Origin of the sequence: Brachybacterium sp. AOP24-D1-21, from assembly GCF_052378665.1 — a bacterium.
GTDB lineage: Bacteria > Actinomycetota > Actinomycetes > Actinomycetales > Dermabacteraceae > Brachybacterium.
The window spans coordinates 121,597-133,402 of the sequence record NZ_JBQSXX010000001.1 but is presented as its reverse complement, the minus strand read 5'-3'; the positions used below and the strand labels follow the sequence as shown (position 1 = coordinate 133,402).

General features: G+C 70.5%; 11 protein-coding genes. 6 read left to right on the top strand and 5 right to left on the bottom strand.

What is annotated here, in order from left to right; genetic code table 11:
• Nucleotides 1-10: 10 nt before the first annotated feature.
• Entirely contained in the window at nucleotides 11-505 is a 495-nt protein-coding gene (locus ACT3UF_RS00580; RefSeq protein ID WP_441445894.1) for a flavin reductase family protein, read from the bottom strand.
• Between the two features lie 150 nt (nucleotides 506-655).
• Between ACT3UF_RS00580 and ACT3UF_RS00575 the strand changes: the two genes are divergently transcribed.
• Nucleotides 656-1,570, top strand: coding sequence for an NADP-dependent oxidoreductase (locus tag ACT3UF_RS00575; RefSeq protein WP_441445895.1), 915 nt, complete (start codon nucleotides 656-658; stop codon nucleotides 1,568-1,570).
• A 103-nt stretch (nucleotides 1,571-1,673) separates the two neighbouring features.
• On the opposite strand, the gene ACT3UF_RS00570 is transcribed toward ACT3UF_RS00575, so the two are convergent.
• The 3 genes from ACT3UF_RS00570 to ACT3UF_RS00560 form a co-directional block, all read right to left on the bottom strand.
• The gene (locus tag ACT3UF_RS00570; protein ID WP_441445896.1) at nucleotides 1,674-2,471 is read right to left on the bottom strand and encodes a VOC family protein; all 798 of its coding nucleotides are present in this window, start codon (nucleotides 2,469-2,471) and stop codon (nucleotides 1,674-1,676) included.
• A 177-nt stretch (nucleotides 2,472-2,648) separates the two neighbouring features.
• Nucleotides 2,649-3,395, bottom strand: a complete 747-nt coding sequence (locus tag ACT3UF_RS00565) for a helix-turn-helix transcriptional regulator (protein WP_441445897.1) — start codon at nucleotides 3,393-3,395, stop codon at nucleotides 2,649-2,651.
• Nucleotides 3,396-3,489: 94 nt separating this feature from the next.
• Nucleotides 3,490-4,929 (bottom strand): MDR family MFS transporter, encoded by a 1,440-nt coding sequence (locus ACT3UF_RS00560; RefSeq protein WP_442331890.1) that lies wholly within the window; start codon nucleotides 4,927-4,929, stop codon nucleotides 3,490-3,492.
• 170 nt (nucleotides 4,930-5,099) lie between these two features.
• Between ACT3UF_RS00560 and ACT3UF_RS00555 the strand changes: the two genes are divergently transcribed.
• The 3 genes from ACT3UF_RS00555 to ACT3UF_RS00545 all read left to right on the top strand — a co-directional run bounded on the left by ACT3UF_RS00555 (nucleotide 5,100) and on the right by ACT3UF_RS00545 (nucleotide 7,873).
• Entirely contained in the window at nucleotides 5,100-6,164 is a 1,065-nt protein-coding gene (locus tag ACT3UF_RS00555; protein ID WP_441445899.1) for a tellurite resistance/C4-dicarboxylate transporter family protein, read from the top strand.
• Between the two features lie 234 nt (nucleotides 6,165-6,398).
• Nucleotides 6,399-7,103: a dihydrofolate reductase family protein gene (locus ACT3UF_RS00550; protein WP_441445900.1), complete on the top strand. Its 705-nt coding sequence runs from the start codon at nucleotides 6,399-6,401 to the stop codon at nucleotides 7,101-7,103.
• Nucleotides 7,103-7,873 carry a DUF899 family protein gene (locus ACT3UF_RS00545; protein ID WP_441445901.1) on the top strand — a complete coding sequence of 257 codons (771 nt, stop codon included), beginning with the start codon at nucleotides 7,103-7,105 and terminating at the stop codon, nucleotides 7,871-7,873. Before ACT3UF_RS00550 ends, ACT3UF_RS00545 begins: the two co-directional genes overlap by 1 nt.
• Before the next feature lie 106 nt (nucleotides 7,874-7,979).
• On the opposite strand, the gene ACT3UF_RS00540 is transcribed toward ACT3UF_RS00545, so the two are convergent.
• A complete protein-coding gene (locus ACT3UF_RS00540) occupies nucleotides 7,980-8,297 on the bottom strand; it encodes a DUF2249 domain-containing protein (protein ID WP_441445902.1) in 318 nt (105 codons plus the stop codon).
• Between the two features lie 74 nt (nucleotides 8,298-8,371).
• Between ACT3UF_RS00540 and ACT3UF_RS00535 the strand changes: the two genes are divergently transcribed.
• On the top strand, nucleotides 8,372-9,064 hold the full coding sequence (locus ACT3UF_RS00535; protein WP_444607951.1) for a helix-turn-helix transcriptional regulator: 693 nt from the start codon (nucleotides 8,372-8,374) through the stop codon (nucleotides 9,062-9,064).
• Complete coding sequence (locus ACT3UF_RS00530) at nucleotides 9,061-11,778, top strand: multicopper oxidase domain-containing protein (protein ID WP_444599648.1); 2,718 nt, start codon at nucleotides 9,061-9,063, stop codon at nucleotides 11,776-11,778. Before ACT3UF_RS00535 ends, ACT3UF_RS00530 begins: the two co-directional genes overlap by 4 nt.
• The last annotated feature ends 28 nt before the right edge of the window (nucleotides 11,779-11,806 follow it).

Sequence of the window (11,806 nt, the reverse complement as noted above, 5' to 3'; positions counted from 1 at the left end):
TCCAGGGGTGTCAGGCGGCAGGGTCCTCGTGCGCCAGCTCCTTGAAGCGGCTGCGATGGAAGACCACTGCCTCGGCTTCGGGGGTGCTGTCGATGGAGAGCACCTCGAGCAGCACCAGGTCGTGGTCCCCGGCCCGCATCTGGTCGTGCACCTGCACGGTCATCCAGGCGGGGGCGTGCTGCAGGGTGAGTGCGCCGTGGGGATCCACCGTCACGTCGATGCCGTCGAAGCGGCGCCCCCGATCGGTCGCCGAGAGCTGGCGCGCGAACGGCGCCTGAGCACGGCCCAGCACCGTGACCCCGAGATGCCCCTGTTCGTGCAGGGCCGGCCAGGTTTTCGAGCTGTGCTGCACTGCGAGGGACACCAGCGGCGGATCCAGGGAGACGCCGACGGTGAAGGTCGAGGCGATCAGCCCGTGTCGGACTCCGCCGATCTCGGCGGCCACCAGGACCAGACCCTGCGGGAAATGGGAGAACGCCTCACGGAGCGCGATGTCGGACAGCATGGCTTTCACTGTAGGCCTCCCACCGCCTCCGAGTCAGGGGAGGAGTTTCATCTCGGACGTGCGGCGTCACGCAGCGTCATATGCGTCGTGTACCTGACACCCCGCAGGGAATGCACCGCCCCCGCGACGCGTTGCCCCCTCATGCGTGCAATGACCTACTCCGAATACGGCGACCCCTCCACTCTCGAGCTCACCGACGCCCCGTTGCCCACTCTCGGCCCGGGCAACGTGCTGATCCGGGTGGAGCGCGCTTCCGTCAACCCGGTCGACTGGAAGGTGATGAGCGGCGGCCTGGACTCCCTGATCGACGCGGTCTTCCCCGTGATCCCCGGCTGGGATGTGGCCGGAGTGGTCGAGGCCGTCGGCCCCGACGCCCCCGAATTCACGCCCGGTGACCGCGTCGCCTCCTACGGCCGCAAGGACGTCATCCACGGCGGCACCTTCGCGGAGTACGTCGCGCTGCCGGCCACCTCGGTCGCCGCGATCCCGGACGGCGTGCAGTTCGAGGCCGCCGCGGGTCTGCCGCTGACCGGGCTGACGGCGCTGCGCAGCCTCGACACCCTGGAGCTGACGGCGGAGGACACCCTGCTCATCCATGCCGCTTCCGGCGGTGTCGGCTATCTCGCCGCGCAGCTCGCCCGTGAGCGCGGCGCAACCGTGATCGGCACCGCCTCCGCGCGCAACCACGAGAAGCTGCAGGCCATCGGCGTCACGCCCGTCACCTACGGGGAGGGCCTGGTCGAGCGAGTGCGCGAGATCGCTCCCGGCGGCGTGAGCACGGTCGCGGACTTCGTGGGCGGGGTGCGCGAGGAGACCCTCGCGGTCCTGGCCGACGGCGGCCGGCACGTCTCGATCGCGGATCCCTCGGTCGAGGAGGCCGGCGGGCGCTGGGTCTGGGTGCGGCCCGACGGCGCACGGCTGCGCAGCCTGCTCGAGAAGGTCGCGGCCGGCGCGCTCCACGTCGAGATCGCCCGCACCTTTCCGCTCGCCGAGGCGGGGAAGGCCTTCGAAGCGAGCATGGAGGGTTCGGAATCCGGCAAGCTCCTCATCGACGCGACCCGCTGAGTCTCGCAGGCGAAGGACGGCCCTGCACTGCGCGGTGCAGCGCCGTCCTCGTCTCCGGCCCCGGAGCGAGCAGGCGGGGACCACCTGTGCTGCCGGTGGGGGCTCATCCCTCGGGTTCGGCCTCGCCCATCGCGCTGATCTGGAAGGTCGCGCCTTCGGGATCAGCGATCGTGGCGATGGTCCCGAAGGGGGAAGGCGTCGGTCCGTCCAGCACTGTTCCGCCGAGCTCCTTCACCCGGGCGATCGCGGTATCGCTCGAGCCCACGCCCAGGTAGACGCGCCACCCGGTGGCGTCCTCGGGCATCATGCCGGTCGCGTCGCACAGCCCCCAGCTCACGCTCTCGCCGGGACCGTTGGTGGCGTAGCGGAAGTCCGGCCCGGACATCTCCTCCGCCATCGGCACCAGCTGGGCGTCGAACACCTCGGTGTAGAACGCGGCGGCCTCGTCGTACTTGTGCGTCATCAGCTCGAACCACACCGGTGAGCCGGGCGTGCCCGTGAACTCGTAGCCCTCGAGGTTCCCGGCCTGCCACAGGCCGATGGGCGCGCCGGTGGCGTCGAGGACGACCGACATCCGCCCCGAGTCGCTGATCGCATCGGGCGGGACCATGACCGTGCCGCCGGCCGCCGTCGCCTTCGCGGTGCGGGCATCGGCGTCGTCGACGGCGAGGTAGACGCCCCATTCTGGCGGCAGCGGATCACCGGCCGGGCAGGTCATGCCCGAGACGTTCATCAGCCCGCCCACCAGGGCGCCGCCGTTGCGGATCAGGTGGTAGTGGTTGAAGCTCTCGCCGAGGTCCTCGAACTCCCAGCCGAACAGGCCTCCGTAGAAGGCCTTCGCCGCGTCGGTGTCGGTGATGCTGAGATCGAGCCAGGTGCTGGTGCCGGTGCTGCGAGTCATCATTCCTCCTGGGGTGCGGTGGACCCGTGGGCCCTGGTGCCCCCAACCTAGAGGGGGCGGGTCGCGCAGGTTTGTCCGATCCTGCGCACCTGGACGGTGACCTGGCGTGTGCGGCCAGGTGTGTGCGGCTCGTGCCGGGATGCTCGAGGGCGAGGGCGGCCCCGCGCCACCCGGGTCTCAGCGACGGCAGAGGCTCGGCAGGGCCGAGAGCAGAGGCGGCCGCAACGCTGACCCTCCCGCGGCGAACTCGAGCGTCACCTCGCCCGGCGCCATGAGCGGTGCAGGGTGCACCGCCACCACTGGCTGCTCGGGCACCAGCATGTCCAGCGGGTCGGCGTGTGCGGGCACCAGGAATCCGAGGAGGAACGGGGCCCCCTCGCACAGCGGCAGATCCACGTGAGGGACTCCGGAGACGAGGGCACCCGAGAGGGGCAGCCCGATCGGCGCTGGCTGCGGGTACCAGCCCACCCACACCGACGCGTCGCCGCGCGTCTGCGCCGTCACGGGCAGCGACAGGTGCACGCGGACCGCCTGAGGATGCGGGCGCAGCAGCGCGAAGGGGCGCGGCGGCCGGTCGCTGATCCGGTCGGCGAGTCGGCGCAGCTGCCCCGGCGCGACCCCGACGGTGCTGCGGAAGCGACGGCTGAAGCTCGAGAGCGAGTCGAAGCCGACGGCACCGGCCACGTCGATCACCGCATCGTTCCCGGTCAGCAGCATTCGCTTCGCCGCATCGATCCGCAGTGCCGTGAGGTACTGGCCGGGACCGATACCCACCCGGGCGCTGAAGATCCGAGAGAAATGGAAGCGGCTGTACCCGGCGTACGCCGCCAGGTCGGCGACGTCCAGGGTGGCGGCGTTCTCGTGCGCGAGGCGCAGCACGGAGGCGAACCTGTCCTCCGCGACAGCGGGCGTGAGCGTGGTCACAGTTCAGAGTGTACGGTCCTGGCCGGACGTTCCAGAAGGGTCTCGCGGGGCACAGGGCCGTGGGTGGCGGCGTCCTCGGCAGACTCTGCGCAGCTCAGTGCTCGTCCGTGACCTCGTGGGTCGGCCGGGAGCCGCGCAGGAAGCACGAACCGATCAGGCCCACTGCGGCGATCCCGCCGGCCACGATGAACGCCACGTTCACCCCGTGGATGGCACCGGCCACACCGTACTCCTCCGGGTCCCGTGCGGTGGCCGTCATCACCGTCACCAGCACCCCGGTGCCGATGGAAGCCGCGACCTGTCGCATGGTGTTGTTCACGGCGGCCCCGTGGGGGATCAGCCGCTGCGGGAGCTGGTTCAGCGCGGCGGTGGTCACCGGCATGATCACCATCGCGGTGCCGAACATCCGCACGGCATTGACGATCGCGATGTAGGTGAAGGTCGTGTCCACGGTCAGCCGGGCCAGCAGGAAGCTGGTCACCGTCAGCACCGCGAAGCCGGTGATCGCGAGCGCGGAGGCACCGAAGCGGTCGAAGAACCGCCCGGTCACCGGCGACATGATGCCCATGATCACCGCTCCGGGCAGCAGCACCATCCCGGATTCCATCGCGGTGAAGTCACTCATGTTCTGCATGTACAGCGGGATCATCAGCATCCCGCCGATCATCGCCATGAATACCAGCATCCCCAGCACGGTGCCGAGCGTGAACATGCGGTTGCTCAGCACCCGCAGGTCGAGCAGGGGCTCCGTCAGCCGCAGCTGACGGTGCACGAACCACACCAGGGTCAGGGCGCCGACGATCAGGGGGATGAGCACCTGCAGGCTCAGCCAGCCGACGTTGCCCGCATTGCTGAAGCCGAACAGCAGTCCGCCGAAGGCGAAGGAGGACAGGATCAGCGAGAGCACGTCCAGGCGTGGATTCGTCTGCTCGGTGACGTTCTTCAGGGTGAAGCGCGCGAAGAGGAGGGTTCCGAGCGCGATCGGCAGCATCATCACGAACAGCCACCGCCAGGACCAGTGGTCCACGATGAAGCCGGAGAGGGTGGGGCCGATCGCGGGGGCGAAGGAGATCACCAGTCCGAAGGTGCCCATGGCGGTGCCGCGCTTGTGGATCGGGAAGATCGCGAACAGGATCGTCTGCATCAGCGGCATGATCATCCCGCCGCTGGCCGCTTGGACGATCCGGCCCAGCAGCAGCACCGGGTATTCCGGGGCGGCGGCGCAGATGATCGTCCCCAGGGTGAAGATGACCATCGCGGCGAAGAACATCGTGCGAGTGGTGAACTTCTGGATCAGGAACGCCGTTGCCGGGATCATGATCCCGTTGACCAGCATGAACAGCGTGGTGACCCATTGAGCGGTGTTCGCGGTGATGCCGAAGTCGACCATGAACGCCGGCAGGGCCGTGTTCAGGAGGGTCTGATTGAGGATGATGACGAAGGCTCCCGCGAGCAGGACCGCCATCACGAGGTTCGGGTTCACCGCCGGTGCGGAGCCCTTTTCGCCGTCGGTCCCCTCGTTGTGCTGCCCCATGCTCGGAACGTCTCCTGTCGTGATCCCCATCGGGCTGCTTTCCCGCTCGTCGGGCGGCATTCGTCGCCGCGCTCGACACTAGGGGTGAAGTTGCACTGGGTGCAAGGTCTCTGGGCTGGGATGAGCGTCTCTGTTGTCAGAGGTCACGGTTCCCGTCGCACAATGGTCTTGTGTCCACTTCCGCCACGACGTCCCCGAGCCTCCCAGTGCGCGCCGAGCGGGCGCTCGCCGGGCTCGCTCCGGGCTATTTCGCGCTGGTGATGGGCACCGGGATCGTCTCGATCGGCCTGCGGATGGTGGGGGCGGACGCAGCGGCACTGGGGCTGCTGGTCCTCGCCGCCCTGGCCGGCATCGTGCTGGCGGTGCTGTACGTGCTGCGCTGGACCCGTCACCGGGCACGGATGCGTGCGGACGCGAAGAACCCCGAGATCGCCTTCGGCTACTTCACCATCGTCGCCGCGGCCTGCGTCGTGGCCGTCGGGCTGCAGCAGGTGGGGTTCGGCACGGCCTCCGTAGTGCTGCTCGGGGTGGCCGCCGCGATATGGATCGTGCTGGGGTACGTGCTGCCCTGGCAGGTGCTGATGGCCCGGGACGGAGAGCCGATCCTCGCCCGCACCAACGGCAGCTGGTTCATCTGGTCGGTCGCCTCGCATTCACTCGCCGTCGGCCTGTCCGGGCTGGAGCCGGCGACCCCTGCCTATGCGAACCTGCTGGGCCTGCTCACGGTGCTGGCCTGGTCGGTGGGAACGATCTTGTACGTCGGGATCGCGGTGCTGGTGATCCTGCGGATCGTGCACTTCGGGATCACCCCTCGACAGTTCGAGCCCACCTACTGGGTGGCGATGGGCGCGCTCGCGATCTCTGTGGTCGCCGGGGCCGGGATCTACGCCATGGAGCCTGTGCCGATGGTCGATGCCGCCCGCGGGCTGATCGGTGGAACCGTCGTGATCTTCTGGTGCTTCGCCCTGTGGCAGTACCCGCTGCTGGCCGGCGCCGGCTTCTGGCGCCATGCGATCCATCGGGTGCCGCTGCGCTACGTCCCGTCCCTGTGGTCGATCGTGTTCCCCCTGGGAATGTTCGCCGTCGCCTCGCTGCGGCTCGGCCGGGTGGAGCACCTGCCGCTGGTCGAGGGGGTGGGGATCGCGGGGCTGGTGCTCGCGGTGCTCGCGTGGATCGCGGTCGCGGCGGGGCTGATGATGACGCTGCTGCGAGGCCTGCGAGGCGCGAGGGGTTGAAGCAGCCCCGAGCGGAGACGGCAGGGAATACCTCAGGGGTCCGCCCGGGGGTGCGGTCCGGAGGCGTGCCTGCTGCCGGAGCGCCCGCTGTCGGTGCGCATGCCGCCAGCCTGCCACCGGTCGCCGCGAGGTCCGTCCCCTGCCGGCCATGGACGGGAGCCGCCGCGAGTGCTTGGGTGGAGGAAGACGTGCCCCGGTGGACGCCGGGGCCGAACTCTTCGAGGAGCGATCGCGATGAGCGATGCGAGCACCAGCAGCACCACTAGGAACAGCAGGTCCGGCGGCACCGGCGGGACCAGCAGAGCGCCAGCGCCCGGTGCGGGAGCTGGGGAGCTCCTGGTGGACTTCATTCTCTCCCTCGACGGCTGCGCCGCCGGCGAGGGCTGGCCGGGTTGGTGGGGGCTCGAGAGCCCGGAGTATCTCGCCTGGCTCGGTGAGCAGCCGGACTCGGTGACTCTGATGGGCGCCACCACCTACCGATTGATGGCGAGGATGGCGGAGCAGGCGCAGCGGATCGACGTCTCCGAAGAGGAGAAAGCTAGCTTCGCCCAGATGGCGCAGCTGCCGAAGATCGTCTTCTCCTCCACCCTCGAGGAGCCTCTGGCCTGGCCGAACACCACCTTGATCAGCACCGATGCGGTCGAAGCGGTCAGGGAGCTCAAGCGCACCGCGACCTCACCGCTGACCACGACAGGCAGTATCCGCCTCAGCCACTCGCTGCTGAAGGCGGGGCTTATGGACCGTTTCCGCATCATCCTGTTCCCGGTGATCACCGGGCGCACCGGGCTCGAGCGGATCTGGGAGCAGTTCGAGGACTTCTCCCTCGAACTCGTCACCGCCCGCACCTTCGACGGCGGCCTCCAGCTGCTCGAATACGTGCCGACCTATCTGCCGGAGCCTCCCGGCACGGCGTGGGATCGCACCGGGGAGGCCGAGTGATGAGTACGTCGTCGAGGGAGCCCACCGGCCTGCCGCCCGTGGTCGACATGGCGTCCTGGCAGTCCACCCGGGACGAGCTGCTGGTGCGGGAGAAGGCGCACACCCGCGAGGGGGACGCGATCGCTGCGGCGAGGCGCCGGCTGCCGATGGTGGAGGTCGACGGGAGCACCCTGGTGACCGGCCCGGTCGGCCCCGTGCCCTTCCTCTCCCTCTTCGAAGGCCGCGACCGGCTCGTGGTCTACCAGCACATGTGGCACGACGGAGCCCCGCACCAGGGGCAGTGCGAGGGCTGCACCACTACTGCATGGCACCTCCATGACGCGACCTATCTCAACGCCCACGGCGTCTCGCTCGCGATTCTCACCACCGGAGCCTGGGAGGAGGTGCATCCCTTCATCGCCTTCATGGGCTATCGCCGCGTGCCCTGGTACTCGGTGCGAGAGGTTCCCGCCCCGATCGGTGGCGGCATGGGGCATCTCGCGAGCTTCCTGCGCGACGGGGACCGGGTGTACCTCACCTATCGCACCACCGGGCGGGGCAACGAGCGGGTGAACTTCTCGATGGGCCTGCTGGACATGACGCCCTACGGTCGCGGTGAGGACTGGGAGGACGTCCCGGCCGGCTGGCCCGCGAGCCGTCATGCCTGCTGGTCCTGGCGCACCGATGCCCAGGGCGAGCCCACCTGGGGCGAGACCAGCCGGCCTCTGCCCCAGTGGTCGCGACCGGGCGCCGCACCGGTGACGACGCTGGGCCGACGCGACCAGCACTGAGCGGCTGCGCCGCCCGGCAGCACTGAACTGCCCCGTTGCCCCGTTGCCCTGTCGGTCCGCCGGCTTGCTGGCCCGGCGGTCCGACGGGCGACGGCGTGCGGCGTGCTCAGGCGGCGCGACGGATCAGGATGCGCCAGCGCTCGGGACCCCGGTCGAGGTATTCGGTCGCGTAGGCGTCCCCGTGCTTGGCCTGCAGCTGCATCAGCAGCGGGACCGGGTCATGGGTGGCGGAGATGACCATGCCCCCACCCGGCACCAGCGACTCGATCGCCCCGAAGATCGAGGCGTGGCGGATCGCGTGGGGGATCGTCTGCACATCGAGCTCAGGAAGCGACTCGTCGTGCTCCCCGCAGGCGCATCCCTGCTGGGACGGCTTCTGGTAGACGGCGTCCTCGCGCGAGCTCTGGATCTGGATGTCTGCCATGTCGGCTCCTGTCTGTCGTCCGTTCGGGACGATCGTGGCGAATCTGGTCCACTCGATATATTACATTTGATCCCGTGGAAAATATGGTCTCAGGTCCCGCGGCATCCGGCGCCGCTCAGCCCCGCCGAAACGCCGCGGGCCGCCGCCACTCGACCGCGCGTGAGCAGGTGCTGCGCGCGGTGGAGGCACAGCTCTCCCCGGTCTCGGTCACCGCGCTCAGCCGCTCCACGGGCCTGCACGAGAACACCGTGCGCGGCCACCTCGATCAGCTGCTGGCCGACGGCCACGTCACCCGCTCCCGGGCGGCGGCCGACGGGCGCGGACGCCCCGCCTGGCTCTGGCGCCCCACCCAGCACGGTCCCGCCTCGCCCTACGCCGCGCTCGCCGGCGTGCTCGCCGGAACCATCGCCCGCACCAGCGCCGATCCCGCCGCCGCCGCCCACGAGGCAGGTCGCGGCTGGGGCGCCGAGCTGGCGGAGGACCTCCCAGAACCCGCACGACCCGCTCCCGCCCGCGCCCTCGTCATGCACGCCATGGCCGCGCAGGGCTTCGCCCCTCAGGAGGACGGCGAGCAGATCGTGCTGCACCGCTGCCCGCTGCTGGAAGCCGCAGACCGCCACACCGAAGTGGTCTGCTCCGTGCACCGCGGCATGATCGACGGACTCCTCGAAGGCGCCGCCGGCACAGAGGGTTCCCGGATCGTGGCCGAGCTGATCCCCTTCGCCGCCCCCGGACGCTGCCTGCTCCACCTGCGGGACGCGGGATGAGCAGCCCCGCCCTTCGGCGTCGACGCCGGGGACCGTCCTGGCGACTGGGCTGGATGCTCCCCGCCGGGCTCGCCCTGATGGCGGGCCTCGACGCCGCGCTGCTGCTGCTCGGCCTGCCCGCGCCGATCACCACCGACCGGCTGCCGGTGGTGCACGGGATGCTGCTGGTGCTCGGATTCGTGGGCACGCTCATCGCGCTCGAGCGCGCGACCGCCCTCGCTCGCTGGTACGGCTTCCTCGCCCCCGCACTGCTGGGGCTCGGAGCCATCGCCCTGGTCGCGGACCCCGTTCCCCTGATGGTGGGCAAGGTGCTGCTGGTCCTCGGCACCGCCGCATTCACCCTGGTGTACGTGCCGCTGTGGCGGCGCCAGCATGATGAGGCCGTCCTCACCGAGCTGCTCGCTGCGGGCCTTGCCTGCGGGGGCGCGATCCGCTGGGCCGGAGGCGCGGACTTCGACGAGGTGCTGCCCTGGCTGATCGGTTTCGTAGTGCTGACCATCGCTGCCGAGAGGGTGGAGCTGGCGCGGATCACGCTCGGCGCCCGCGCAGGATCCCGAGTGCTCGTGCACGCGGCGAGCCTGGTGGCGGCGCTGCTGATCGGGGTGGCGTGGCCGGTGGCCGGAGCGGTCCTGCTGGGCGCCGGACTGCTCGCCCTGACGCTCTGGCTTATCCAGCATGACGTCGCCCGGCACACCATCCGCACCCGCGGGGCGACCCGCTTCATGGCCGCGGCCATCCTGTGCGGCTATGGATGGCTCATGATCGCCGCGGTGGTGCTGCTGCTGGGCGGCACTCCGCAGGGTGCCGCGTACGACGCCGTCGCCCATGCCGTGTTCCTCGGCTACACGATCTCGATGATCATGGCGCACGCGACCACGATCCTGCCGGCCGTGCTGCGGATCGACCTGCCCTATCGCAGTGCGTTCTGGGTGCCGCTGGGGCTGCTGCAGCTGAGCCTCGTGGTGCGCCTCGGACTGGGTGACGCGCTCGGCTGGGGGCCCGCCTGGCAGCTCGGCGGCGTGCTCGGTGTGCTCGCCCTGCTGGTCTTCGGCGCCACGGCGCTGGCCAGCGCGATTCTCGGCCCGCCGCCCGCCCGGAGCCTCCCTTCGCCGCGCCCCGAGCGATCGAGATCCGCCCGGGCAGTAGCGACGAGCTCCGCATCAGCCATAACACCGCCGAGCGGTTCTGCCGCGACCCCGCCGAGTGGTGCTGCTCTGGCCCCGCCGAGCGGTGCTGCGTCAGCTGCGACCCTCTCGCCAGCCCCGGCCACTTCGGCGGGCCCGACGCTGACCCCGGCCCCGGCCTCGGTGGGCAGCGCCCGCTTCGGCGGCCGCCGCGCCGGACTCGCCGTCGGCGGCCTGCTGCTGGCGACGCTCACGCTCCTCGCCATCGGCACCCTCCACCCGCTCACACCGGGAGGCGGGAAGAACGAGGGGACTGGGGTTCCGGCCGCGAGCGAGCAGGCGCCGGTGCAGACCGTCGCGGTCACTGCGGAGGGGCTGCGCTTCACCCCGGATCGGATCGAGGTGCCGGCCGGCACTCACCTGTTCATCGAGGTGACGAACGTAGATGCAGCGATGACTCACGATCTCGTGGTGGACAGCGGCGCCCGGACCGAGCGCCTCGCGCCCGGGCAGAGCGAGCTGCTCGACGTGGGCGTGGTCACCGGTGACCTCGAGGCGTGGTGCGGCGTGGCCGGGCACCGCCAGCAGGGGATGGTGCTGAGCATCGTCGCGGCCGGCGCTGCACCGGGCGATCACCCCGCCCTCGCAGGAGCCGATCCCTCAGCGCATGACCACGGCACGTCGGGGGAGGAAGCGGTTCAGAAGCCAGCCATCGATCTCGCCGCCGATCCCGGCCCCGACTTCATGCCCTATGACGCCGAGCTCCCGCCGCTGCCGCCGAGCGACGGCCCCGTCACCCGGAAGGTCACGCTCGAGGTCACGGAGCAGGTCATGGAGGTAGCTCCCGGGGTCACTCAGCGCCTGTGGACCTTCGGCGGGAGCGTGCCCGGGCCGGTGCTGCATGGGAGGGTGGGCGACATCTTCGAGGTGACCCTGGTCAACGACGGGCCGATAGGCCACTCGATCGACTTCCACGCCGGGGAGCTCGCGCCCGACGGCCCCATGCGCACGATCGCGCCGGGGGAGTCGCTGACGTACACCTTCACCGCAGAGCGGGCCGGGATCTGGATGTACCACTGCGGGACCGCACCGGTTTCCACCCATATCGCCTCGGGGATGTACGGGGCGGTGGTCATCGAGCCGGAGGATCTGCCCGCGGTCGATCACAGCTATGTGCTCGTCCAGGGCGAGTACTACCTCGGTGCGCAGGGGGAGGAGCTGGACGGCGACGCCCTCGCCGCCGGTGAGCCGGATCTGGTCGCGTTCAACGGCTACGCCGCCCAGTACGACCATGCGCCGCTGCAGGCCCGGGCGGGGGAGCGGGTGCGGCTCTGGGTGCTCGACGCAGGGCCCGAGCGGGCGCTGAGCTTCCACGTGATCGGCACCCAGTTCGACACCGTGTGGAGCGAGGGGAGCTACCTCGTGGAGCCGGGCTCCGGTGACGGCTCGCAGGCTCTCGGCCTGCTGCCAGCGCAGGGCGGCTTCGTGGAGCTCACCCCGCCCGAACCCGGGCACTATCCCTTCGTGAACCATGTGATGCGCGACGCCGAGCGCGGCGCCCACGGGATCCTCGAGGTCACCGCCTCGTAGAGGCATTGCACCGGAGACGCAGTGCACC

Bases quoted from the DNA above. Each gene is read 5' to 3' on its own strand.
- ACT3UF_RS00530 (WP_444599648.1), top strand. From the start codon at position 9,061: ATGAGCAGCCCCGCCCTTCGGCGTCGACGCCGGGGACCGTCCTGGCGA.
- ACT3UF_RS00580 (WP_441445894.1), bottom strand. From the start codon at position 505: ATGCTGTCCGACATCGCGCTCCGTGAGGCGTTCTCCCATTTCCCGCAG.
- ACT3UF_RS00570 (WP_441445896.1), bottom strand. From the start codon at position 2,471: ATGACTCGCAGCACCGGCACCAGCACCTGGCTCGATCTCAGCATCACC.
- ACT3UF_RS00575 (WP_441445895.1), top strand. From the start codon at position 656: ATGACCTACTCCGAATACGGCGACCCCTCCACTCTCGAGCTCACCGAC.
- ACT3UF_RS00550 (WP_441445900.1), top strand. From the start codon at position 6,399: ATGAGCGATGCGAGCACCAGCAGCACCACTAGGAACAGCAGGTCCGGC.
- ACT3UF_RS00540 (WP_441445902.1), bottom strand. From the start codon at position 8,297: ATGGCAGACATCCAGATCCAGAGCTCGCGCGAGGACGCCGTCTACCAG.
- ACT3UF_RS00560 (WP_442331890.1), bottom strand. From the start codon at position 4,929: ATGGGGCAGCACAACGAGGGGACCGACGGCGAAAAGGGCTCCGCACCG.
- ACT3UF_RS00545 (WP_441445901.1), top strand. From the start codon at position 7,103: ATGAGTACGTCGTCGAGGGAGCCCACCGGCCTGCCGCCCGTGGTCGAC.